The organism is Pseudomonas frederiksbergensis (genome assembly GCF_003732275.1).
Classification (GTDB): Bacteria; Pseudomonadota; Gammaproteobacteria; order Pseudomonadales; family Pseudomonadaceae; genus Aquipseudomonas; species Aquipseudomonas frederiksbergensis_H.
Map to the genome: position 1 here is coordinate 179,921 of NZ_MOBM01000020.1, position 24,946 is coordinate 204,866.

Annotated in this window: 16 protein-coding genes and 1 pseudogene; 12 read left to right on the forward strand and 5 right to left on the reverse strand. The window is 54.9% G+C overall.

The window, feature by feature from the left end; all coding sequences use genetic code 11:
• Positions 1 to 39 precede the first annotated feature (39 nt).
• The 5 genes and pseudogenes from BK662_RS16505 to BK662_RS16530 form a co-directional block, all read right to left on the reverse strand.
• Positions 40 to 582: a DinB family protein gene (locus BK662_RS16505; RefSeq protein ID WP_123358952.1), complete on the reverse strand. Its 543-nt coding sequence runs from the start codon at positions 580 to 582 to the stop codon at positions 40 to 42.
• Positions 583 to 818: 236 nt separating this feature from the next.
• Positions 819 to 992 (reverse strand): annotated as a pseudogene (locus tag BK662_RS35330) (outer membrane protein transport protein); the annotation flags it as partial.
• Positions 993 to 1,192: 200 nt separating this feature from the next.
• Positions 1,193 to 1,351, reverse strand: a complete 159-nt coding sequence (locus BK662_RS35885; RefSeq protein WP_375539003.1) for a hypothetical protein — start codon at positions 1,349 to 1,351, stop codon at positions 1,193 to 1,195.
• A gap of 160 nt (positions 1,352 to 1,511) precedes the next feature.
• Positions 1,512 to 2,822: an MFS transporter gene (locus BK662_RS16520; RefSeq protein WP_123358953.1), complete on the reverse strand. Its 1,311-nt coding sequence runs from the start codon at positions 2,820 to 2,822 to the stop codon at positions 1,512 to 1,514.
• Between the two features lie 832 nt (positions 2,823 to 3,654).
• Positions 3,655 to 4,251 (reverse strand): TetR/AcrR family transcriptional regulator, encoded by a 597-nt coding sequence (locus BK662_RS16530; protein WP_123358954.1) that lies wholly within the window; start codon positions 4,249 to 4,251, stop codon positions 3,655 to 3,657.
• A gap of 478 nt (positions 4,252 to 4,729) precedes the next feature.
• Here BK662_RS16530 and BK662_RS16535 point away from each other — a divergent pair, with 478 nt between their 5' ends.
• The 12 genes from BK662_RS16535 to BK662_RS16595 all read left to right on the forward strand — a co-directional run bounded on the left by BK662_RS16535 (position 4,730) and on the right by BK662_RS16595 (position 24,919).
• Positions 4,730 to 5,743, forward strand: coding sequence for an SDR family oxidoreductase (locus BK662_RS16535; protein WP_123358955.1), 1,014 nt, complete (start codon positions 4,730 to 4,732; stop codon positions 5,741 to 5,743).
• A gap of 80 nt (positions 5,744 to 5,823) precedes the next feature.
• Positions 5,824 to 7,344 (forward strand): class I adenylate-forming enzyme family protein, encoded by a 1,521-nt coding sequence (locus tag BK662_RS16540; RefSeq protein ID WP_123358956.1) that lies wholly within the window; start codon positions 5,824 to 5,826, stop codon positions 7,342 to 7,344.
• Complete coding sequence (locus BK662_RS16545) at positions 7,334 to 7,945, forward strand: HAD-IB family hydrolase (protein WP_123358957.1); 612 nt, start codon at positions 7,334 to 7,336, stop codon at positions 7,943 to 7,945. Before BK662_RS16540 ends, BK662_RS16545 begins: the two co-directional genes overlap by 11 nt.
• A 3-nt stretch (positions 7,946 to 7,948) precedes the next feature.
• The gene (locus BK662_RS16550; RefSeq protein ID WP_123358958.1) at positions 7,949 to 9,712 is read left to right on the forward strand and encodes an FAD-dependent monooxygenase; all 1,764 of its coding nucleotides are present in this window, start codon (positions 7,949 to 7,951) and stop codon (positions 9,710 to 9,712) included.
• A gap of 119 nt (positions 9,713 to 9,831) precedes the next feature.
• Complete coding sequence (locus tag BK662_RS16555; RefSeq protein WP_123358959.1) at positions 9,832 to 10,917, forward strand: acyl carrier protein; 1,086 nt, start codon at positions 9,832 to 9,834, stop codon at positions 10,915 to 10,917.
• An 83-nt stretch (positions 10,918 to 11,000) separates the two neighbouring features.
• Positions 11,001 to 14,420, forward strand: coding sequence for a polyketide synthase family protein (locus tag BK662_RS16560; RefSeq protein ID WP_123358960.1), 3,420 nt, complete (start codon positions 11,001 to 11,003; stop codon positions 14,418 to 14,420).
• A gap of 59 nt (positions 14,421 to 14,479) precedes the next feature.
• Positions 14,480 to 14,956, forward strand: coding sequence for an SRPBCC family protein (locus BK662_RS16565; protein WP_123358961.1), 477 nt, complete (start codon positions 14,480 to 14,482; stop codon positions 14,954 to 14,956).
• An 84-nt stretch (positions 14,957 to 15,040) separates the two neighbouring features.
• Positions 15,041 to 15,739 (forward strand): outer membrane protein, encoded by a 699-nt coding sequence (locus BK662_RS16570; protein WP_123358962.1) that lies wholly within the window; start codon positions 15,041 to 15,043, stop codon positions 15,737 to 15,739.
• Positions 15,740 to 16,181: 442 nt separating this feature from the next.
• Positions 16,182 to 17,738 (forward strand): fatty acyl-AMP ligase, encoded by a 1,557-nt coding sequence (locus BK662_RS16580; protein ID WP_123358964.1) that lies wholly within the window; start codon positions 16,182 to 16,184, stop codon positions 17,736 to 17,738.
• A 519-nt stretch (positions 17,739 to 18,257) separates the two neighbouring features.
• Positions 18,258 to 19,925 carry an AMP-binding protein gene (locus BK662_RS16585; RefSeq protein WP_123358965.1) on the forward strand — a complete coding sequence of 556 codons (1,668 nt, stop codon included), beginning with the start codon at positions 18,258 to 18,260 and terminating at the stop codon, positions 19,923 to 19,925.
• A 220-nt stretch (positions 19,926 to 20,145) separates the two neighbouring features.
• Positions 20,146 to 23,079 carry an aminotransferase class III-fold pyridoxal phosphate-dependent enzyme gene (locus BK662_RS16590; RefSeq protein ID WP_123358966.1) on the forward strand — a complete coding sequence of 978 codons (2,934 nt, stop codon included), beginning with the start codon at positions 20,146 to 20,148 and terminating at the stop codon, positions 23,077 to 23,079.
• A complete protein-coding gene (locus BK662_RS16595) occupies positions 23,069 to 24,919 on the forward strand; it encodes an AMP-binding protein (protein WP_123358967.1) in 1,851 nt (616 codons plus the stop codon). Before BK662_RS16590 ends, BK662_RS16595 begins: the two co-directional genes overlap by 11 nt.
• Positions 24,920 to 24,946 lie beyond the last annotated feature (27 nt).

Genomic DNA, 24,946 nt, shown 5'->3' on the forward strand with positions numbered 1-24,946 from the left:
TTGGGCTATGAATTCGGAATACTGATATCGAGCTTTTTTTCATGCGTTGGATCGGGATGGGATGAGGACGACCAAATCTGTATCACCTATGTCGACACCTGCCTGTGCAAGCAGCGTAGTCAGCTGGCCGCGGTGATGGGTCTGATGGTTGAAAAAATGCATCACCACGCTGTAAAAATCCTTGTCGGACACTACACCCTTCAAGCTCGCATAATGGAGAGTGTGGTCTAAATCGTGCTCTGTAATGGCGTGAGCCCATTCGACGATCATCTGATCAAGCCTCTCTCGATGGACTGAGAGTTCTCGAATCGTAGAGAACAACAATTGGTCGAGGCTTTTCGGATCAGCAAGTTGCCTCACCGGCTCCAATGCCGAATGATTCGCTGGATGCCTGGCGAATCGCTTTAGCCACACAGTGTCTCCGGCCACCACGTGGTTTAGCGTCCCGAAAATCGACCCGAAGAACGCTTTTCTATCAGCTGAGAGCTCATCATCGGACAAGCACCCCGCCGCCCCATAGATCTTTGCGTTCATCCATTTGTTATAGGTCGCCATCAGGCAGATATGGCCGGTACGGCTCATGTACTCATCCTTTAAGTGGGTATTTGACAAGCGCTCCACGCTCATCGCAAAGCCCGGTCTGTTGCCCGGCTTTATTGTGTTGGCTGATTCCAATCTGAACGACACCATCGCGTGGTGGGGCAAAGGGCGTCAGAGAGGATTTCGTGGAATCCGCAGTCGAAAGCAGATGCTAGCTGAAGCGAGGCGTCCCTGCCCGTTCTCTGAAAATGGGCTCCCCTGAAAGGGAGTCGTGGCGTCTAGTACCGATAGGTTGCCTGCACTGAAATTCCATGCGCACTATTTTCGTAGTTGGCACTGTATTCCGGTTGAAGACCGGAGTTGTTCGACTGCTTTACTGAGGCTTTGGAATCCCAGAGATAACCCTAAGCAAAGTCTATCGTCAGATCGGAATTCGGTGAGTAAGCGCCGCCCGCGCCCGCTTCTGAGTGATGCATGCCGTAGCACTGTGCGCCCGGCCTCACCACTATTAGAGAGGATTACTCAGCACCGTTTCTGAAAACAACCGAGATCAGCCGCGAGGTTCTGCGAACGTACTTTCTTTCGCCCCCTCGCGGTTCACAGGAAATACTGATGGCCAAAAAGATGACAAGGCCCAGATGCGGGTCGGGGCCTAACCATTTATGGCCGGATCACATGGGTGATGATCCAGCGCAAAATCTCCATAAGCGAGCATTGCCGTATCCCAATTCACATCCAGATGGGACGCCATCACCTGAAGGTCACGCCAGTGCCGTTGCACTGGGCTCGCCTCGAAAATGTTGCAATGCAATCATCATAGGCACCCTCCGCACAGCCAAGCACCGGACCGATATGCAGGCTGCCCAGATACGGAATGAACGCCACATCAAACAGGTAGCCGCCCGGATTGTGTCTGGCGCCAGCCGGTGCCGGGCCGAAACACTCGGATTGCGATACTACCCAAGCGTCTGTCACAAAGACATCATCCTGGCCACCTCGCCGCCATCCGCCAAGGAGGACGATGAAGCACCTCCTTCCCTGTTCGCCTGTACGGCTTCGTTATCCTTCGGAATGAGCAGCACAATCGCACCCACGATCACCTCGAAAATCCCGGCACCGACAATAACCAGACCAGTTTCAAAATGGGCATACAGCGCAGCACCGCAAGCACCGGCTATCAGGATCGACGCGCCCAGCGCCGCAAAGCGCAGCCTGGCCAGCCCGGCGATCTCGCTTTGCTTGAACTTGGTTTGAATGAGCAGAATGAATGAGATATCAATCAGTGGCCCACCGAGTGCCGCAAGACCTGCGCCGATCATCATCCCCGCCAAAACATGCTCCGGTGGCAGATACATCACGGCTGCACCGATGGTCGCAATGCCTAGGCCGTTGACCACTGAGCCGAAGGTAAACCCGTGATACAAGCGGCGGATCTGCAGGTTACCCACGATAAAAATGGAGATCAGGTTCCCTGCCCCATAGGCACCCATGATCAGGCCGTAGGCAGCAAAATCCTGGACACCGAAACCCTTGATATCGTATTTGACGACGGCCAGCGCCATGCCGATTGAAATACCCACGCTCCAGGCAACATTACCCAGTCCCGCACACACATATACCGCCTGCATCTGCCTGCGCCCCACAAGGCTTCGCCAACCGGCAGTGAAACCGGCACGTCGGCTTGTCGCCTTGACAGGTTGGCGCGGTAACGCTTTACCCAGCTTCATGACCGCCCAGGCGGAGATCAGGAATGTGATGCCGTTCAGGGTAAAAAGATGCTCGATCGGTATCAGCAGCGTAATCGCGGCGGCAAGCATCGGCCCAATCACCCGGGCAACCCGGATGATGGCATCGAACAGCGCGTTGACCGATTGCAGCTGATCCGGCGCCGCGACAATGCGTGGCAGACTGGCGCGTAGCGCCGGCTCGAAGAGCGAGTTGACGATCATCATGAGCATGAGCGGCACCGCCAGCATCCAGAGACTCATGATGCCAAGCCCCCAGGCGATTACCGGAATCAAGGCAAGCCCGGCCCGCGCCAGATCAGCGCCGATCATCGTACGACGGTGATCCCAACGCTCCGCCCATATTCCACCCAGTAATGCGCCTGCCAACGCAGCAGCGCCGCGTAAAGCACTGAGCCAGCTCGCATCAGTACCGGCGATCTGCACCGCCATCCAGGCGATGGCAATCGCGAAGAGTTCGTCGCCAATTGAGGATAGCGCCAACCCTCCCCACAGCAACGCTACGGGCCTCTGAAGCAACGGCCTGAACAATTTCATATCATCAACTCCCCACCCTCACTCAACGGGTTTGAAACAAACCCGTTTCGTCTTGTTACTCGTTGGTTCGAAACGACCGATCCCGCCGAACAGCCAGTCCACTGCGGAACTCAATACGAAGAGGCACTCTGATTGTTTATAGAGTGGCGCTCGGTGCCTACGAGGGGGGATTGAAAACGCTGACCAGAATAAGGTCCGTGAACTTGCCGCCACGCAAATAGTGACGATCATGACACTACGAACAAACATATTCAGTTCCTTTTGAATATATGGACTTCCCACCTCAAAATACGAGGCAAACAGAGCGGCTACCCCTGTGACACCAAACAGACAATACAAAGACAGCCTGCGATGCTCAGCAGATCATTTCAGGTGCATGCAAAACTCAAGATAGCGCTGTCTTCCGAAAAGTCACGTGAAATCTACTGTCTTTTACTCAGGAAGGAAAAGCGAATTACCGAAGTTGCCCCCAACAAGAAATGCAGGAGGATTTGTTATGGGACGTGCGGGTTGCACATGTGCCACGACAGATTAGCCATTCCCTGACCCTATTGTAGCGCCTGATGAGCCTGGATATTACGGGCGTGACTTTATGAGTTCAACGCGTTTTTCAGACTCCGTTCACGGCATCGATACCAAAGGGCTGCGGTGCTGAGTGATCGTGTGCTTGACGCATATCTCTTCCGCTAGCACTTATCCAGCATAGATGCACTTTGCTCCATACAGGCAATACCCCACCACCATGAAAACACAGAGGGGCTTTTTCGCATCCAGCCCGAGGTCTGAGCCTCGGACATGCGAATAACGTATGCATCACAAGAATGGCAGCGGTCTATAAAGGTTCTGCTGTCTTGATAAGCGAATTCAACACCAGCTTTATCTCAGAGGCCGGATCTTTATGCCCTTGCAGTATCAAACCTTCCGACAAAGCGGTGAAGGTCCTTGCAAGAGCGGCGTACGCCAAAGGAGGCTTCTTGCCTGCATGATTAAATATGATGGTAATCAGCTTGCCCAAGGCCTCACTATTTTCCTGATGCAGATCGTAATAATGCTTTGAGAACTCTTCATCGCGCAAGGCGATCAGTTGCAGTTCAGCATCAAGAATCGCACAACTGGTATTATTTTTAAGCGTGTCAATATAGGCATTCAACCCATGGGTCAGCTCTTCCGATGAATACCCCGAAGACAGGGTAATACTCAATCGATCGATTTCAACCCTCTTGAATCTCTGAGTCAATTGCAGAAGCAAGTCCGACTTACTTGAAAAGTTTGAAAAAAAAGCCCCTTTCGAAAAACCGGCCTCCTCGGAAATAGCGTTGACACTGGCGGCGTGAAAGCCTTTTCTCACCATAAGCTCAGTGGCAGTGTCGAATAATTTATCTCTTGTTACTTGCTGACTTTCTTCTCGACCTAATCTCTTTTTAATCACACCTTCGGCTCCTTTGGCCAAACAAAAAAAACCATTTGTAACTGGATGCAACAGATCGGCTACTCACTGCGCAAAATCTGTTTTAACTATCATATCTTATACTACGCCTTCTTAATCACTTTACCTTTAAACTTTTAAGGAATGCCAGGTAAATACCATGTACTAGGCCGATGGGAGGGGGACCCAAGATAGGCTGGTATCCAGCCTGACGCGTGCCTCCCCCTGCCCGATCGAATCAGTGAGGTTGGGCTTGTTGATGAATGCCTGCTGCCTACAACGCTCTAAACTGCTGGTTTCCCGTGTTTTTGGTCGGATTCAAGGACGTCGACCGTGCGAGATCGTGAAATACCGCTTGATTTTCAGATACCGAATGGTTTTTACTTGCCGCCGTTGATGCAACCAACGCCAGATCAAAGCATCGAGCCCGGAGACATCAATCTCAATGCAGTAGCAGATACCTCACAGGAGCTGGATTTTAATGGAATATGCCTTCGTTACAGGCGCTACTGGCCTGCTCGGTAATAATGTGGTTCATGCGCTTTTAAAACGAAATATCAAAGTAAAAGCGTTGGTTCGTTCCGTCGCAAAAGCCAAGAAGCAGTTCGGCAATCTGCCTGTCGAATTTGTCGAAGGCGACATGCTCAATGTCGACGCCTTCAGCCATGCTCTGCAAGGCTGTGATGCCTTGTTTCATACAGCCGCCTATTTCCGCGATAGTTACAAAGGCGGAAAGCACTGGCAGAAACTGTATGACACTAATGTGACTGGAACCGAACGATTATTGCAAGCCGCTTATACCGCCGGCATTCGTCGCGCAGTCCACACCTCCTCCATTGCGGTTTTGAAGGGCGATAAAGATCAAGTGATCGATGAAACAATGTCTCGCAGTGAATTGGAGGCTGACGATTACTACTTGAGTAAAATATTGTCTGAGCAGAAAGTTCAGGAATTTCTGTCGCGACACCCGGACATGTTCGTCGCCATGGTATTGCCCGGTTGGATGTTTGGCCCCGGGGATATTGGCCCCACCTCATCAGGACAGTTCTTGCTCGACTTTGTCGGAAAGAAGTTACCCGGCGTATTACCTGGAAGTTTTTCCGTTGTAGACGCCAGGGATGTGGCGGAACATCAGATCGCGGCAATCACACACGGCAGATCCGGAGAACGTTATCTGGCCGCCGGCAATCATATGGACATGAAAAGCATTTTCCAGGCGCTGTCCAGTGTCAGCGGCGTAAAAGCGCCGGAGCGAAAAGTACCACTGCTCATGCTGCGTATAATTGCCTTGATCTATGAAGGTTATTACCGAATTACAAAGAAACCGGTACTCATCAGCACCTCCACTGTCAAACTCATGGAGCAAGAACAAGGGCGCACCCATTTCAGCCATAACAAAAGCTTAAAGGAATTGAAATGCAAGTTCCGCCCCGTAGCGGAAACACTGACCGACACCCTGGACTGGTATCGGAAAAATAATTACATAGATGCTTAATTGAAACAATTCAAATATAGCCTGCCTCTGTAGTACTTTTTTGTCTAACCATAAATTCAAGGATTGAGAGAGGTTGGTAAATGAAAAGCCTTTCATATAAAGAAGGTTTTCTGCATCGATTCGTCGGTTTTTCAAAGTCGTTCCCCGACCACATTGCTATCAGGAATCTGGACGCGGAAGAAGACACTGTCACTTACCGTGGCTTGCAAACTAAGGCTGAAGAGTGCAATGGTGCCCTCAAAGCATTAGATGTATTGCCGGGCGACAAAGTAGCGCTTGTTCTACCCAATGGGGTGGAGTTCATCGCTTACTACTTGGCGATCATCGGGCGCGGTGCGGTGCCGGTCATCCTCAACTACAAACTGACGCCATTCGAAATGAACAGCGTCATCAGCATCGCCAGGCCGACGCTGGTAGTGACGACCGAAACGCTGTTCGAGCAGCATAGCGAGACATTTCAGCCTGCCTACGGCGTTCGTCACTCCTTGGTGTTGAACGCCGCAAGCGAGCCGTCATCGCCCCTGCCCGACAACGCAACGGCTGTCTCTCGGCTTCCCCGACAGGCCGAGCCCTTGTTATTGCCGGAAGGCAATCCGATCGTCTCGGTACAGTTCACTTATCGGGGCATCGGTAAACCTCTGGCCGTTTCTCACCGCTACCTTGACCTGACGCAATCGAGCGATGGGCTGCATGAGCAGTTTCATCTTCAAGGCGTCGGATCCGTTCATCTGGTGACGCTGCCGCTGTATGCCATCTTCGGACTGTCCGTGATGATGGTTTTTCCATTGAGCGTGGGCGCCACCCTACTAATGACCAACACCCTGCTCAATAGGGATCTGGCGGAAGTCTTGTCTGAGCATAAGGTCACCTTTGCCTGCCTGGTGCCCGACGTCATTCGCTACTTCAATACGCGACTGGTCAAACGCAAAGGCGCGCTTTTGCCAATGCACCCTCAACTGATGATTTATTCGGGTGGCAGCCATCTTCCGGCAGACGAAGCCGAGAAACTGGGAAGGCTGCTGGGGTGCAATCCGGTGCTGCAAGGCTATGGGTTGACCGAGAGCATGCCGGTGATTGTCCAGAGCTCGATTGGCAAGGTCCATCGCGGCGCCATGGGACAACCGATAAGTGGCGTAGAACTGCGGGTCGTCGATGCCGAGGGGCGAAATGTCGTACCTGGACGTATCGGCGAACTGCTGATACGCGGCTCGATGGTGATTGACGGCTATAACGATGCGGAGGACGCCAACGCCCGGTTCTTCCGTGACGGTTGGCTACACACGGGTGATCTGGTCTGGCGGGACGACGATGGACATGTGTTCTTCTATTGCCAACGCCTGCGAATCTCGAAGATCAAAGCGCAAATGGTCGACCTGACGGAAATCGAATCCATTGCCCTGAAGCATCCGGACGTGGCGCGCGCGAAAGCTTACATCGTCCCGGATAACAAGGAGGTCAACGTACTGCACCTGTGCGTTGAAGGGAGTGGCGACCTGACCCAGAGCGCTATTTCTACCCTGCTCTCGCGCTTTCTCTCGGGCTTCAAGTTGCCCAAAACTATCGAGATCATCTCTCTCAAGGAAGAGATTCATGCAAGCTAATGGCACACAACCGGTACTGGCCGTTTTTGACTTTGACGGCACATTGACCGACAGACATACGTTCTGGCGCTACATGCGTTTTATTGTGGGAACCAAATCGTTCTGGTTCAGGATCATTCCCCTGCTGCCCAAAATGCTAAGTGTGATCCTTGGCATCACGCCGTTGATGCAAGCCCGACTGGCGTTCATTGCCTGTTATCTGGGCGGTCTGTCAGTCGAGCAAGAGCGTGAGCATGCCAAGTATTTCATTAGCGAACAGCTACCGCTCTGGCTCAGACCCGAGGCCCTGCGCCGGTTGCAATGGCATCAATCCATGGGGCATGTCACAGCGCTTGTCAGCAACTCACCGGAGAACTACCTGATTCCCTGGGGCCAGTCTGCGGGTTTTGACTATGTCTGCGGCACCCGCCTGGCGACTGCGAAAAACAAACTGACCGGTGGGATATCAGGTACCAATTGTGTTGATAGAGAAAAAGTCACACGACTGAAAGGCTGTTTGAGCAACCTTGATGACTTTTACATTTATGCCTACGGAGATTCATCAGGTGACGATGCCCTGCTCAGCATTGCCAACTCTCCCTTCTATAGAAACTGGTACTAACAGATGAACACTCTGAGCACTGTGGCCCCCAAGCACTTCAGACAACCCGGTAACACCCCGACAGTAATGATCGTAGGCGCCGGTCCTATTGGCCTGTCCCTGGCAATCATGCTGAAAAAGTGGGGCGTCTCTTTTCGCATTATTGAAAAGAATGCCGGCCCCTCGACCGCTACCAAAGCGATGGCCATCCATTCCAGAACCCTGGAAATTTTTCGAGATCTGGAAGTTGCCGATCAAGCCATCAGCGACGGGTTCACTATCAACCAGTTTTCGGTACAGTCGAACGCCAAACGGGTGCTGAACTACAACTTCTCCTGTCTGGATGCTACCTATCCCCTGCTCCTCAGCCTGCCACAACCGCAGACAGAGAAGATTCTGCTTGAGCGACTGAACAAGTTGGGGGTAGATGTCGAGTGGAATACCGAGCTGGTCGATATAGAAAACCAGCCGGGGTCAGTGCGGATGACGCTCCATCATGCGGACGGCAGTGATGAATCCTTTAGCAGTCGTTGGGTGGTCGCCTGCGATGGTGCTCGCAGTAACATTAGAAAACGCCTTGATATGACCTTCGAAGGATCGTCCTACGACCGATTCTTCATGCTCGCCGATGCCGATATCGAATGGTCTGGAAGTAAGGATGAAGGCGCTTTCTTCCTCGGTGCACAGGACGGTTATGTGGCCGTCGCGCCGATCAGCGCCCAATCCCGTTATCGACTTTTCATCGAGATGCCCTACAACCTGCCGCCAGAAGGTGAGCGCCCGTCCTTGAGCCTGGAGAACTTTCAGCGATTGTGCGAAGGGCGCGGGCAAAAAATGACGCTGTCCAATATCTCATCCACCACCATTGCCTCTTTTCAACATCGCCGCGTGCAGTCGTTGCAGCAAGGCTCTGTGTTTCTGGTGGGCGACTCGGCGCATATCGGCAGCCCGATCGGTGGGCAATGGATGAACCTGGGGGTTTCCGAGGCCTATAACCTGGCGTGGAAAATGGCTTATGTCGATCAGGGCCTGGCGGATCAGTCATTGCTGGAGAGCTACAACGAAGAGCGCTACCCGGTTGCCCTGGAAGTCGAGAACACGGCACATCGACTGACCGGATTGATTACCGTCAAGCATCGCGCCCTCGTTTGGCTGCGCGACAATGTTCTGCCACTGCTGAGCAACAGGCGCAAGGTTCAGCGCAAGCTGCCCTCGATGATTTCCGGTCATCAGTACCACTACGGCAAAAGTGATTACATTCAAGAATCGCTGACAAAAAAGCAGCGCAAGAATTGGGACAAAAAAGGGAAGAAACCCGAATTCCAAACGCCTGTGCCGCGCGCAGGTCAACTGGCTCCCGATGTTGAGTTGTGGCAACTGCAAGGTCTGCCGCCAAAACGCTTGATCGACTTGTTCCATGGAACGTTCACGCTGTTGATTTTCAGCGCAGCCGATCAATTTTCTCCGTTGTTACCGGGCTATTACTCCCTGGCCAAGTCAGTAGAGAAGGACTACCCAGGCATCAAGGCTTATTGCGTTATTGATGCCCTGAATAGCGCCGAGTTGCCTTCCTGGCACTCGACGTTGCTGGACCCCGATTGGCGGTTACACAAGCGTTACCATGCCAAAGAGGGCACGTTGATGCTGATTCGTCCTGACGGCTACATCGCTTTCCAGGGAGCTGATGCAATGACGCTCTTCACTTATCTGAACGTAAGATCCGGGCTGCTCAAGGGCGCCAGAAAAACAACATCTTCCGAGATCGACGCAGTGCAACTCCAACTTTAAGTCTCTATATGGCTACTGCCAGTTTGGTTCATTAATTCACACAAGGCCCACCCCTGGGCCATGGCTTTTGATTTCTTTACTTATAGAAAACATATACCGACTTTGGTTAGGAGAACCTCATGCGCTTCCAACTCAACGATGTTGTGCAGGAATTCATCGTGTCCAATGGAAAAATAGCTCATAGCTATTTCTCCCTCTCGGAGAAAATCATTGATTCACTCTGCGAGTCCAATATTGCAAAAGAATCAATATTGATGCGTTTGCTGGAGCAAGCCGAATCCGTCACGGCACATTACTTCAATGCTCATCAACAAGTTCTCGAGGGCGTTTATGCCCATGGGATTGAGGCCCCCGTCAATAAAAACCTTTCGGTGCTGGAGCCCGTACACACGAACTCGGTAATACAGACATCGGCCCCCGTTGCCGAACAAACGCCTGCGTTCAGTTACGGCCAATGGTTGCGCGCCGAAATAAGCACGGTCACTGGATTCAAACAGGAACAAATCGACTTCGATCAAAGTTTCGAGAGCCTGGGCATCGACTCTCTGGGGTTGGTCGATATTTTCGAATCCCTGGCCCAGCACTTCCCGGAAAAGAAAGAGCTCACCTCGCTGCTCTTTGATGCCCCCACCCCTACCGCCTTGCTGGCACGACTTGAAGCCAATCCGCAGGCGCCTGCCGTGGATATCGAAGCCTGGGTACTTGAACAACTGGCGAATATCACCGGTTTTACGGTTGACCAAATCGACCAAAAACAAAGCTACGAAAGCCTGGGCCTGGACTCCTTGGTGCAGCTGGACTTCCTGGAATCGGTCGTCGCATTGTGGCCGCAACTCAAGGCCAACAGCACTGAACTGGCCAACGCCAAGTTCCCGCAGGCAACAATCGCTCTGATTAAAGCCGCGCTGGCCACCTCCGAGTCGACATCGACATCCTCCAGCGAAGTGCAATCACCTGCCTCAACGGATACCCAAGGGCAGATCAGCAATCTGCTATTCAACTCCCTGTCTCCCCTAGTCCCGGACGCGCCACAGTCGATCGACATTGAGACGCCCTTTGCACAGTTGGGGCTCAACGGTTTTGCCCGAGAAGCGCTCTGCCAATCCATGGCACAACAGTGCTCTGCCAGCGAGTTTGCCGGTGAAGCGCTGATGTCGCGTCGTACACCGCAGGACGCCTTGTCGCTTCTGACAAGACTGAGCTGAGTACTAAGCCGCTGTAAAAAAATGGCAGGGAATCCGGGTGATCGAACAGATCACCCAGCATTTTGGCAATCAGGAGATAGGGTATGAGTGGCGCGGTAACCACAAAGGGCGATTTTTGCTTCAGCGCAATGGCTGGCGAATTTCCTGGGGCACCGTCAACGGATGCGCTTTGGCACTTGCTCTCTCAAGGGCAGATAGCGCCCATCCATTCGATGCTTGCACGCTGGGAACTGGATAAGGCGTCGATCTATTCAGCAAAGGCAGGAGAAAAGGATCGCACTTACCTGGACAGTGCTTTTTGCCTGACCGATGACGTATCAACCCCTTCACGGCATGAAGGACGGCAGGTCGCCATTGGTAAGAAAGTACTTCAGACGCTCCTCACCCAGCTTGCTGGACAAGGCTCGGCGCTGATCAAGGAACGCACCGCATTGGTGGTCGCGACGTCCTGGAGTGACGAGAGTTATTTCGCCGCAAAAGCCGATGCACCAGGGGGCTATTCTTTCCAAGGCTATACGCCGGGTGAACAAGTGGCTGAACTGGCGGCGGCTTTTGCCTTGGGTGGCCCGGCATTATCGGTAGATACCGCCTGCAGTTCGTTCCCCTATGCAATCGATATGGCCAAGGCCCTGGTCAATAGCGGACAGGCGGATAACGCGATTGTCATGGCACTGAACACCGTGCTGCCACCGGCGCTGTTTCTGGGGTTCTCGCAGTTGACCGCCTTTTCCTCCCGGGCCCAGATGCAGGCGTTCGGCCAGGACGCTGACGGCATTGTGCCGGGCGAATGTGCGGTCGCCTTTCTGGTCGAACCCGTATCGCAGGCCCTGATTGCGCAACGCCGTCCCCTGGGCGTTTTGCGGGCATTGGGACTTTCCGCCGATGGCGCCGAAGGCTCAGTGTTTGCGCCTGGCAAACAGGCCCAGTACACGGCTTACCAGCGTGCCTATGTCGGTCTTGATCCCAACGACGTGGACTACATCGAGACCCATGGCACCGGGACACCGCTGGGTGATGCGACAGAGCTGGGCTCGTTGAACAGCTTCTTCGCCCCCCACCGCACAGACGACAAAAAAATTACCATCGGTTCGATCAAGTCCGTCATTGGTCACCCACTGGCCGCAGCCGGAGGCGCTTCGCTCGCCAAGGCATTGATGATATTGCGTCACAAAGGTATTCCGCCTCAGCCCGACTACCGTCCCAGCGCAAAAATCGACGAGACCTGCCTGCAACTGGCCACAGAGCAGATACAGCCCCTCGCTGATCGTCAGTCGGCGATCCGGATAGGTATCTCCAGCTTTGGTTTTGGCGGCGCCAACGCGCATCTGGTAGTGGATGAGTACATTCCAGACAACCGCCCCGCCTTCCCTTTTACCGCCCCCGGCGTGCTGATGCTGGACCTGGCCATTGTCGAGGCTGAAGCGGCGATCGGCAGCCACAGCTCATTGCAATCATTCAAGCAACAGCTCGATCAGCCAGCAGCACCCTCAGTCGTTTTCCCTTATGGGCGCTTCGTTGATTACACCGCTGCTCCCGCTCAACCTTTACTGGGAAAATTTCTGGCGCAGGATCGCGTCATTGATATCGACGGTTTCGGCATGGGCCCCAAACCTCTGGCCCACGTCGATCCGTTCAAGCTGTTGATCAGCGATCGCGTCAACCATTTACTGCGACGCCTGCCGGGTGTGGCCGGGTCAACCGGCACTGCGATGGTCATGTGCTGCAACATGGGTGGGGAGCGCTTCAGCAATGCGTATAGCAGCGCCCACAATTTCTACTCCCAGGCCCAAGGCCTGCCACCGGGCGTGGAGGTGACGGACGTGGCAACCATGCTGCCGAACATGTTGTCCGGTTACCCGGCGCAGATTTTTGACTTCAAGGGTTTCCATCAAACACTGGTCGGCACTCCGGGTTTGTTCTGGCAAACCTTGCTGGCATCGCAGCAATGGTTCAAGGAGGGCGTAACAACGCTCTTGCTCGGTGCAGGGCGCTTTATCAGTGGTGAAATCGAGATCGAACGCGCCCGACACTCGGCGACCGTACAAGGTGAAGGACTGGGGCTGATTGCGCTGCGTCCTTATCGACCAGACTCCAGCGACAAACCTTTGCTGGTGATCCGCGCAGCGGTCCTCGCCCATGCCGCGAACTCTCTGGAAGAGGCTTGCCAACTGCTGGGCAAAGAGCGCAGTCAATTCCAGAATATTGAAGTCTGCGAGTTGCAGCCTGATACGACTCCTGCAAGCGGATCACTGCAAGAGATGACCGGCTTCCTGGCTGAAGCCAGTGGCATCGAAACCTTGTTGGCGGTGATGTTGAGTGCATCGGCTCACACGGTGATCGAGGTTCGCGAAGCCGGTAAGGCAGTGATGTGGTTATTCACTGAAAAGCTTCGGGAATGGAGCCCGGCGGCCGCCGCCCCCGCCCCTGTCATCAAGCATCCTTTCACGCTGCGATTTGCTCACTCGGCCCCCCACGAACTGCAGCAGGTCATTGCGCCCGCCCGCCCTGTCAGCCTTATCCGCGAACCGCAACACGACGGCGTCGACGTGCTGCAACTCAGTGACACGCTGACCAACACCCTGCTCTCAGGGCTGCGTGTCAGAGTTCGCGCCATGGAGGGCCTTTTCGCCCTGCATCGTGGCGCTGAAGTCCAGTGCCCGGCGCACTGGCAACGTTGCCCGGAAAATATCGTGATCGCCAACGTCCAGCGAGGCTCTCAAACACTGCGCGCCCAGCTCGTGGTGAATGAAGCGCACCCCTATTTCTTCGATCACCCGCTTGATCACATTCCCGGCATTTTATTGCTTGAGGGCGTGTTGCAACTGATTGAACTCGCCATGCCCCCACTGAGTGGACGAGTCGCCTATGTCAAAACCCTGACTATCAAGTTCCAGCAATACGTACAAAAACAGGGTGTGATTGATCTGCATCTGGAACAAGGCAAAGACCCCCTGGTATTCAATGCGAAGGTCATGCAGGCCGGAAAGCTGATGTGCAGCTGCATCCTTGGGATGGCCTACAGCTCGGCGTTCGAGGCGTCGCCCGCCGGCGAGTTCACGGCCACTCGCTGCCGCGACAAGGCCTTGCTGCACAAGGCCAGAGAAGAAAACGTCATCGTCAGTGACATGAGCAGCATCGCTCAAGGCTTGAGCGTGGACACACTCAAGCTGCCGGATGAGCACTTCTTCCATGAGGGCGACCCCGAGCATTATTCGATGGTGTATTTCCTCGAAATTGCCCGCCAGTGCTACATGCAGATTGCCCACAGCCATCTGCGGATTCCACTCAACACCCCGATGAACCTGCTGGCCTTGAGTTTCACCCTGGATCGGCCAATCCCCAGGAACAGTCCGCTGTCATTGGCACCGCAAGCCGGTTTTGACGCGCAGGATCAGCCATTCAAAACCAACCGCATCTATATCGACCTGTTCAACCGGGGCGAAAAAATCGGTCAAGCCAGTATTACGGCTCAAGTGCTGAGTCAATCGGCGCCCGCGGCCTGAGGGATTGAATTGATCTCACTCTCCAGCATGACCGTCCCCCCCACAATCAAGGTGTCGCCGTGAACGATGTCAAAGTGCAAGTCATAGTCAAATCGCCGCCTTCTGAAATATGGAAGATCTGGAGCAATTTTTCAGAAGCGCCGTTATGGGATACCGACGTCAGCCATTGTGAACTCAATGGCCCGTTTCAACCGGGAACGCGAGGCAAATGCACCCTTAAAAATGGCCTGAACATGCCGCTCAAACTGGAAGTGGTGAGGATGCATGAAAGCTATCGGAACACCGCGAGACTGCTGTGGATCGACCTTGAGTTCGACCATCAGATGCGCAGGCTTTCGCCCAATGAAACCCATGTCATCCATAGCGCGAAGATCTCTGGCCCCTTGAGTTTTTTATACCGCGGGCTGCTACGCAAAATGCTGACCGCGGCAATGAGCACCGCACTGGACAATCTATGCACGTTGGCTGAACAACGAGCGAATGTCGTCAGTACCCCAAGGCTCGAAAAACCCGGCAAGCATTTGCACCGCGTATGAAATATCCCGGGAGGGAGCGTGTTGAACGCTCGCTCCCTAACACGCTTCGCTTACTCATCGATAACGGCACACTTCGGACCGAGCATGAACCTACTAAAAAAACCTCAGTATCTCGTGATGGGCGTCATTGGCATGGGTCTTATCGCACCAGCGTCCAGTTCCGCCGACACGCTCGGCCCCTACATCAGTGTCATGGGCGGCCTGAACTGGGTTGCTCCGCAGGACCTTAACCAGAACAACCTCGATTTTGTCGAGATGGAATTCAATCAACCGTTACATTCCGGCTACGCCACCGGACTGGCATTGGGCTGGCGATTTCCCGTCGGGCTCAGACCTGAAGTGGAACTGAGCTACCGCAAAAACACCCTGACCCAGTTCAATAACCGGGTCTACGAAGGCGGCGGGAGCATCGACGGCAAAGGCGAAGAGGAAGCCACCAGCCTGATGGCCAACCTCTGGTATGACGTCTTGAACCTGCCAGCCCCCTTCAGTCGGTTCACCCCCTACATTGGCGGCGGCCTGGGCTACACCACCCTGTCGGTCAGTGGCCTGGAAGCCGGCGGTGTTCAGTTCGGCGACACTCATCGCGACACCGTATCGGCCTATCAACTCGGAGCCGGGGTAGGTTTCGAGCTCACCGATCAATGGTCCATGTCCCTGGATTATCGATACCTCAAGACGCGCGATGCGCACTTCGGTGACATTCAAGGCTTGCCCCAAGGCGATGTGCGCACTGACTACAGCGCCCAATCATTAATGCTCGGCCTGCATTACTGGTTCTAAGCAGCTAAACCGATCGGCGCCTTGCACTGGTAAGGCGTCGCTACGACAAGCCGGTGAAAAGCTTCGATGCAGGGTCTCACTGACGGCTGCCATTTTGCGAACCCCGATCCGAGTGGAACAACAGTCCCTGAGATCTCCCTCCCTGTTCCAACCACGACCGCGATGAGCTTGTGCCGGGCCGCCGTCGTCAGCGCACCACGACGTTCAATCATGCGCGCCACCTCCAGCACATCCGTACGAGCACTCTCAAATACCGAAAGCTGCCCCAGCCCAGGCAAACATTCTTTCCCCTCTTCGCTCTGTTGAGTGCTTTACCTAACCACCAAGATTTTGTTTTTAAAGAAAACAATCTGAAAAGATGGCCTTTTAGAACTATCCACGCTTGCTATATACCGAACTGTACGTATACTGCCGCCACTTTCATCCCTCAAGACGCTTCAACATGGACGTGATAAACCTTGATACCCCTGTGGTCAGGGGTGCCGACGCGCCTCCCGCCAGCTTGCAAACCTTTGTCGAGCTGTTGCAGTGGCGCGCCGAGCGCACGCCCGATCGTCTGGCTCTGAGCTTCACTCACTCCACGGACCAGGTAGCAAGCCTGACCTACGCGCAACTGAACCACGCCGCTCGAGCTGTGGCACAGGATCTGCGGGCTCAACGCTGCGTGGGCGAACGGGCCGTGATCATGCTGCCGCCCGGGGTGGAGTACATTTTTGCGCTGCTTGGCTGCTGGTACGCCCGAATGACTGCGGTGCCAATGCCAGCACCGCACATTGACAACGGAAACACTCGGGTCCGGATGGTCCTCAAAGATGCCGGGGCACGAGTACTGATCTCCACTCGTGCAGTCCTCGATGGGCTGGGCCAGAGCGAATGGAAATCCGTCAGCACGGGTAACCGGGTGGCCTACGCCATCGACCAAGTGAATTGGAGCGGAGCCGATAACTGGACTGCACCGGCCATCAGCCCGCAAACGCTGGCGCTGCTGCAATACACCTCAGGTGCTACCGGAGAACCGAAAGGCGTACGCCTGCAACATCGCCAATTGATGAAAAGCTCGCAGATGCTCCATCAGGCCATGGCCAATAGCGAGCAGGATGTGGCGGTGGTCTGTCTCCCGCTTCATCACGGCATGGAGTTGATGAGCGGTGTCCTGCAGCCTTTGTACGGCGGCTACCCGGTGCATCTGCTGGCACCGTCGACATTCTTGGCGCAGCCCCTTAGCTGGCTGGAAGTGATCTCCCGCCACCGGGCTACCATCACCTTCGCGCCAAGCGCTGTCTATGACCTGTGCAGCCAAGCCCCGAAAACACGGGATCTGACACGCCTGGACTTGTCGACCTTGCGCCTGGCCACCAATGGTGCTGAACCGCTGCGTCAACAGACCCTCGACGCCTTCGGCACCGCCTTCCTGGCCCAGGGGTTTCGTCCTCAGAGTTTTTTCCCCTGCTATGGCGTGGCTGAAAGTACCCTGCTGATCGCCGCCGGCGACCCCCATCAGGCACCTCGGCAACTGACCCTCGACCGTGATTGCTTGAGCGCTGGCGCCCTTCAGGCTGCGACCAGCGGCGTAGTCCTCGTCAGCTGCGGTCATATCGCCCCGGAAGCTAGCCTGTGCATCGTCGACCCGCACACACTGGAACCTGTTGCCGAGGGTCGAGTCGGCGAAATCTGGGTCAGCGGGCCGATGGTCGCCGATGGATACTGGAAAAAACCCCAGGCTACCTGGGAAACATTTCATGCCACCTTGCGTGACAGTGACCATCACTGGCTGCGAACCGGCGACCTGGGCGCAATGCTTGACCAACAGTTGTACATCACCGGACGGATGAAAGAACTGATCGTCGCCGACGAACATCAGCATTATCCCAGCGATATCGAGTCGACCGTGATGAATACGCATCCGGCCGTGCGCATTGGCGTCGACAGAGACGGCAAGGAGCATCCGGGATTGGTGATCGAACGGCGGCAAGATCCAGCGCAGGCAGACGCGCGATAGATTGGCCAACGGCCATATCCTGCCTCTGGAGCCGTCTGCAAGATGATCCGGCCCGGATACACATCACGCAGGCCATGAAAACAAGCAACACGGCAGCTGCAGCCAGCTACCGAATTGACAATATTCATCACGGCATTACACATGCGCCCATCACAAAATATAAACGACCCTCATTCAAGTTTCGAGTTATTTACACGGATGTAGCAACAGACACGAAAACACCCCTGCGTCTCACTTTACCCACGACTGTCATTACAACTATTAAATAGATAGCGCCCACTAAAAATATTACATCGCATAAAACCAGAAACTCAAAATTGAAAAACAATACGAAACCGGTATCCGGCAGGCTTGCGCGCACACGAAACAACGACACAAATAACAAAAGATCACTTAAATCACACGTATAGATATAAAACAGGCAATCAGCAAGCTACGAATATAGAGAAACACCCAAGCCCAAAAGTTACGTCTCCGGCACCGTGATAACAGCTGGAGGCTTGCCCCTGCGAGAGATAAATGGAAACCATCAATCACAGATTCAACATTGCACTCAAGCAACACCAAGTGCGCTGGACCTTTGCCGACACCAACAGCACTTACAGCCTGAGTGACATTGAACAACTGGTCGAAAATTGCGCGCAAAAATTCCATGATCATGGTTTGCGCGCTCAGGACAGCGTCGGCTTGGTGCTCAATAACGGCATTGAAATGGTGACCTGCCTACTCGCCTGCTGGCGCCTGAACCTGATTGCAATACCGCTGCGCACCAAGGCCGGCAAGTATTTGAACTATGCGGATTTCCTGCAGGGTTGCAATAACTCATGCCAGTTCAAGCTGGTGCTTTGTGACCGCTCCGTCACTGAGGCAGATATTGCTCAGTGGCGTGCCCATACTGGCCTGGACATTCACGCCCAGGCGGGCTTTTCCCCTGAACGAGGAGCGGACCGGCCCGAGGTCGCGCCACCTGGTCAAGAGGATCTGGCGATCATCCAATTCTCATCCGGCAGCACCGGCTTCCCCAAGGGCGTAATGGTCACTCACCGGATGATCATCAATCAGCTTCAGCACATCGTCGACTCACACCGGGCCAACACTGGTGGACCGATACGCCACACGGCCTGCTGGACACCGATGCATCACGACATGGGCCTGTTCACTGGCGTGCTGCTGCCAATCTTCGCAGCCAATGACCATTGCGTGGCCACCCCCGACTACTTCATGCGCAACCCGGCGCGCTGGTTCAGGTTGCTGGCGCAAAGTCAGGTAGACCTGAGCTTTATCACCAACTCGGCGATGGTCGCCTCGCTGCGTACCGTCAAGCGCCTGCACAGCGGCGACCCGGTTGATCTGTCGCGCCTGCAATTGTACCTCTCTGCGGAAAAGATCAGCCCAGTGGTGCTGAGAAAAATCCGCGAGCAATTCGCCCCCTTCCGGCTGTTGCCAGAACACATCCATTCCGCCTATGGCATGGCGGAAAACAGCCTGGGGGCCAGTTGCAGCGGGCTCGGAGAACTGAAGATCCTGACTGTCACGATCAGCCCCCAAGGCCGCGTCGAACGGGCCGCCGAAGGTGCCGACCAGGTCATTGAACTGGTCTCCTCCGGGGTAGCAAATGCCCACCACCGGATTAGTATCCGCGATGCTAATGACCGCCCTCTCGATGAGCTTGAACTGGGAGAAATCAACCTGGAAAGCGACTGCCTGACTCCCGGCTACCTGAACATGCCCGAAGCAACCCGGGCCAAACTCGTCGACGGCCGACTGCGTACCGGAGACCTGGGGTTCATGCATAACAATGAACTCTACTTCTATAGCCGGCAGGACGACCTGATCGTCGTCGGGGGCCGCAACGTAGTGCCTGACGACGTCGAAGAAACCGTCGAGTCGCTGGATTTCATCCGTCCTTCGGGCAGCGCCCTGGTATCGATCGAAAATGAAAACAGTGGGCTCATGGAATTGCATCTGGTGCTGGAGGGCGATGCCAACTGCTCTCAGGCCGAACTGATCACCATGCAGGAAAAGCTGGTACAGACCGTATTGGACCAGCACGACATTGTGCTGAGCCGCCTGTACTTCTGCGCTCGGGGCACCATTGAAAAGACTTCAAGTGGCAAGAAGCGTCGCAGCGTGATACGTCGACGACTTATCAATAAGCAACTGGATCTTCTGGTGAAACAAGCCTAGCCAAAAATATAACAACAGATAACAACTCAGGCTCGTTTCAGCTGAACCGCGCGCCTTGAATCGTTGCCCATCAATCTTGTGCAACGTGGACAGGCTTGCCTTTAAAGACATGACAAAACAGCTGTTCATCGCAGCGCGGAAACCTGCACGACGGATAAGTTCGTGAGTGGAAAGGATATCCGTAAATTCAATATGTACTGGAAGAAAAACAGGTGTATGCATGACTAGCTATGAGCGTTTTTGCCGGCCAAAACTGGGCGACCTATTGTCGAGCCTGAAACTCGACAAGACCTATGATCGCGGCAAAGATCAATATCTGTATGAAGGCACTACCGCCTACGCGGACTTTGTGGCCGGTTTCGGCTCGATCGTTCTTGGGCATAACGACGAGGACCTGGCCGAGGCTCTGCGCAACTTCTTGAACAGCGACCGCCCGGTGCATTCCCAGGGCAGCATCCGCAGTGGTTCAGCCGAGCTGGCCAGGCTGCTGAGCGAACTGACGCCCTCGGAACACGAATACATCTCACACTTCGCCAACACCGGCGCGGAAGGCGTCGAGGCCGCCATCAAACACTCCTACAAAGTCATGCTCGACGCGGTGAACGATTTGTATGAGGACGTCAGCAAACAGCTCAATGACTTCTTCCATCTTCACAATCTCGACGAAGACAACCTGATTGTTCCCAACGGTAAATCGCTGATCGATTTTCGCGACTCGCTGGACGAATACAATCTGGCGGAATTCGAAAAGGCCCAGAATCAGCCCGTCTACCTGGCGCTCAAAGGGTCCTATCATGGCAAGCTGACTTCGGCCCTCAAGGTCACCTCCAACAAGTCCTACCGGGAGGCATTCGAGGGTCTCAGCGGGATCACCCCGTACTTCCTCGATGAACCGGGGCTGGACAAGTTCGATGTCCTGCTGGACGACCTGACGGTCAAATTTCTCTACCCGGTACTGGTGGATCAGCGCATCGAATTCAAAGAGAAAAAGATCCTTCGGGTCGCCGGCTTTCTCTGCGAACTGATTCAGGGCGAAGGCGGCATCCATGTGATTCCGGTATCGACCCTGGAAAAAATCAAGCGCTTGCATGTTCAACACGCCATCCCGCTGATCATCGACGAAGTTCAAACCGGCTGCGGTCGCCTGGGCAGCGTCTATTACTTCGCACAAACCGTACTCGCCGATGCAGCACCCGAATACATCGTGGTCAGCAAGGCGCTGGGTGGTGGCCTGGTCAAACTCTCGTCGACCCTGATCCGCAGCGATATCTACGATCAGGACTTCGGTATTCTGCACACCTCGACGTTCTCGGAAGACGACCTGTCAGCCGCAGTCGCCCTGGCGTTTCTGAAAAAGCTCCTCGCCCCCTCGACCCTGCAGGACTTCGACACCAAGAGCCAGTACATCAGCGACGGACTCAAAGGGTTGCAGCAACGCCACCCTCAGGTCATCAAGGAAGTTCGCGGAGCCGGCTTGATGTTCGGCATCGAATTTCATGGTCTGGACGAGTTCTCGCCATTTTTCCGTACCGCAGGCAAGCAAGGCATCCTGTCGCTGATCATCTCGTCCTACCTGCTCAATTACCACCAGATCCGCGTCCTCGCCCCGCTGTCCACCATTCTCAAGGGCAACCATGGACGCAAGCGCAGCTCGGTGATGCGGATCCAGCCACCGTTGTGCATCACCGAAGCCGACTGCGATCGCCTCTTCAGTGCCCTGGATGAGGTATGCAAAATCATCGAGCATCAAAACGAATACCTGATGGTCAGCCACTTGCTGGGCCATCCGGCGAGTGTCGCCGAACGGACCGTGCCGCTGTTCTTCGCCAACAAGTATCCGATTCGTCTGGCAGGTGCCCAAGGTCATATCGACGCCCGTACCGGCTTCGTCCTGCACCCGACCCACGTCAATTACCTGATCGACTACTTCTTCACCTCGTTCGCAGGTTACACCTGGGACAGTGAGGCCTTCACCCAGTGGTGGAACCGGGTCAGCCGGTTCTTCGATCCGGCACTGGTTCAGCAGGACTGCGTAGTCTCCAACGATTACATCGTCCAGACCAGCATGCTGATGGTTCCTTACTTGCCCGAGTACTTCAAGCAGGCCAAGGGTTACCAGATCAAGGAAGTGCGCAACAAGATCCAGGACGCGGTGACCATGGCCAAGGAAATTGGCGACGATAACATTCCCGTGTCCGTGGTCGGACTGGGCGCCTACACATCGATCTATACCGACAATGGCCAGTCCCTCAGGGACTATGAAGTGCCGATTACCACGGGTAACAGTTACACCGCCGCGCTGATGGTCCAGGCGGTCATCAAGGCTGCCAGCGAGCAAGGCCTGGACTTCCAGCGGACCCGCGTCAGCGTGGTCGGCGCCGCCGGCAACATCGGCCTGGCCTCCACGGTGATTCTGTCCAGCGTGTTCGGCAACATGACCATCGTCGGCCGCGACGAAAAAACCTCGCAGCTAAGACTCAATGCTTCGCGGCGACAGATCATCAAAGACATGATCGAGTTGCTGGACACTTTGCTGCGCGAGAACGACGAGCCTTCAGCGGGCAGTCTGATGGCCGTGCTGCTGGAAAAACTCAGCGCTGGCGGTTACATCCAGCAAGGCCTCCTGGATCCGCAGGCATTACACAGCAACCGCTTGATTGATGAACTGTTGAACAGCGATCTGCCGTTGCGCCTGGGCGACTTCGCCGGCCTGGCCGAGGCGGATGTGGTCATTGTCTCGACCAACTCTCCCGATCCAGAGCTGATCAAGCCCGACATGGTCCGCCCCGACGCGATTGTTGCCTGCGTCTCCGTGCCTTCGAACCTGAGCCGCGAGTTCAACCACCTGCGCCGCTCCGGCCAGCATTACCAGAAGGTCTTCGACTCCGGCCTGGCCAAATTGCCTGAAAACGCTGTGATTCGCTTCGTGGGTTTCCCGGAGGGAGAGAACGTCTTCGGCTGCCTCTCGGAAACCATCATGCTCGGTTTCGAAGGCACCAACGCCTCGTACAGCAAAGGCAACATCCGCCCCAAACAGATCTACGAACTGATCCGCATGCAGAACATCCACGGCTTCCAACTGGGAGACATGGAACTGAACCATCAACTGCTCAGCGAACACACCACCGAACTGGAACACCAACATGCTATCTAAATTGTTTAATTTCGCTAAAACAGAACAGTTCAAGTCCCATGACAGGATCGACTCCATCCGTGAGGTCGTCGATCTGTGTTTCGATAGCTACAGCACTCGTCCGGCAATCGTGTATGACCAGGGCGAGCGTTACAAAACCATCCAGTTCAGCGAGTACGCTTATGCAGCCAAGGCGATGATTCGCTTTCTGCAGGCACGCCAGTACTGCGGCAAAGTGCTCAGTACCTTCTCGAAAAACCGCTTCGAGTGGGATATGTACGCCCACGCCTCTTTCTATACGGCCAACCGCCTGTTCCCCATCGATACCAAAATCAATGAAGTGGAACTACTGCACATTCTGGCAGTTTCACCACCGGACATGGTGATGGTCAGCATGACGGAATACGAACGCGTCAAGAAGAGTTGCGCCGAGGCAGGCATCAGCCCGGTGTTTCTGATTGCCGACGTGGCGAGCACCTTCGAAGACCTGAGCGTAGACCCTGACGAGTTCAAGACTTTGCATCCAGGCTTGCTTTACATGAGCCAGATCATCGACGAGTTCGGTTCGGATCAGCCGGTCAGCGCCAGCCCGCGTCTCGACGATCTGGACGTGGTGCTGGGGCTGTATCCCACCTCCGGTACCACAAGCCTGCCCAAGGTAGTCTGCATCACCCAGCGCAACATCGTGCATCAGGTGAACGAGTCGGTGGACGTGCTCAATCTGCGCCCCAACGAATCGATCCTGAACATCGGCCCGTATACCCATATCGCAACCCTGGTCGAGTTCCTGCTGACCAAGACACGCGGTTTCACGGTCATCTATTTCACCCGCGAACCCGACGATGACGGGGTGCTGGAGAACGAGATCAAGCGCCTGAAAAACTCGGGCTTCCGAATCAAGGCACTGATGGCCGTGCCCAAGTTCTGGATCTATGTGCTCAAGGAAGTCCTTGAGGAAATGCGCATCAAGCCGGTGATGAATACCGTCTACGACCACTTGACGCAAATCGAACTCAAGGGCGACACCTACGACTTGGGCACCCTCGACAAAGCCAAGTTGACCGCAGCAAGCATTCTGCTGCGCAACAAGCTGGGCGGCTATTTCAGCTATGGCGTGTCGTCCTCCATGAAGCTGGATCCGGCGATTATCGAAATCTTCGGCAAGCTGGGAGTGACCATCATGGACATCTACGGTGCCACCGAATGCTCGGGGATCATTTCGCGCAACAAGTTGAACGATATCGTTCTGGGCTCCACCGGACGGATCATCGACTGCCTGCAATACAAGCTTGAGGATCTTCATGACATCCCGGGCCTCCCGATGCAGGCAGGCAACCTGCTGCTCAAGGGGCCGACCGTGACCGTCGGCTACCTGGGCAACAGTTTGCCGCTGTGCAACGACGGTTTCTATGACACCGGCGATATTGCCTACGTCGACAATCAGCGTTCGCTGTATATCGTTGGACGAAAAAAAGAACTGCTGCGCTGGCACGACGGGAGCTATGTCGACCCGCAGAAGATGTCCAACCTGATGGTTCGCAGCTTGTACATCAAGGATGCAATGGTGATCCATGCCGATCCCCAGGACACCACCCTGACCGCGTACATCTACCCAGACTATGCACGGATCAAAAAAGACCCCGACTACATCAGTGCCCGCCAGCAGGGCATTCCCCAAACAGAACTGTTGCGCCAGCTCTTCAACCGGGCCATCGACTTCGCCAACGCCACCTCAGGGCTGGCCGCGGCGATTTCCAAGGAGCGTATTTACATTCTGCCGCGCAAGCTGGAGCGAACTCCGACCCACAAGATCAAGTTCATCTTCGAACTCAAGCGCTTGCATGAGTCCTCAGCTCTCTGACCCCATCGTCCGTACTGACTGATGAGT

Bases quoted from the DNA above. Each gene is read 5' to 3' on its own strand.
- BK662_RS16505 (WP_123358952.1), bottom strand. From the start codon at position 582: ATGAGCCGTACCGGCCATATCTGCCTGATGGCGACCTATAACAAATGG.
- BK662_RS16520 (WP_123358953.1), bottom strand. From the start codon at position 2,822: ATGAAATTGTTCAGGCCGTTGCTTCAGAGGCCCGTAGCGTTGCTGTGG.
- BK662_RS16535 (WP_123358955.1), top strand. From the start codon at position 4,730: ATGGAATATGCCTTCGTTACAGGCGCTACTGGCCTGCTCGGTAATAAT.
- BK662_RS16540 (WP_123358956.1), top strand. From the start codon at position 5,824: ATGAAAAGCCTTTCATATAAAGAAGGTTTTCTGCATCGATTCGTCGGT.
- BK662_RS16545 (WP_123358957.1), top strand. From the start codon at position 7,334: ATGCAAGCTAATGGCACACAACCGGTACTGGCCGTTTTTGACTTTGAC.
- BK662_RS16550 (WP_123358958.1), top strand. From the start codon at position 7,949: ATGAACACTCTGAGCACTGTGGCCCCCAAGCACTTCAGACAACCCGGT.
- BK662_RS16555 (WP_123358959.1), top strand. From the start codon at position 9,832: ATGCGCTTCCAACTCAACGATGTTGTGCAGGAATTCATCGTGTCCAAT.
- BK662_RS16560 (WP_123358960.1), top strand. From the start codon at position 11,001: ATGAGTGGCGCGGTAACCACAAAGGGCGATTTTTGCTTCAGCGCAATG.
- BK662_RS16570 (WP_123358962.1), top strand. From the start codon at position 15,041: ATGAACCTACTAAAAAAACCTCAGTATCTCGTGATGGGCGTCATTGGC.
- BK662_RS16580 (WP_123358964.1), top strand. From the start codon at position 16,182: ATGGACGTGATAAACCTTGATACCCCTGTGGTCAGGGGTGCCGACGCG.
- BK662_RS16585 (WP_123358965.1), top strand. From the start codon at position 18,258: ATGGAAACCATCAATCACAGATTCAACATTGCACTCAAGCAACACCAA.
- BK662_RS16590 (WP_123358966.1), top strand. From the start codon at position 20,146: ATGACTAGCTATGAGCGTTTTTGCCGGCCAAAACTGGGCGACCTATTG.
- BK662_RS16595 (WP_123358967.1), top strand. From the start codon at position 23,069: ATGCTATCTAAATTGTTTAATTTCGCTAAAACAGAACAGTTCAAGTCC.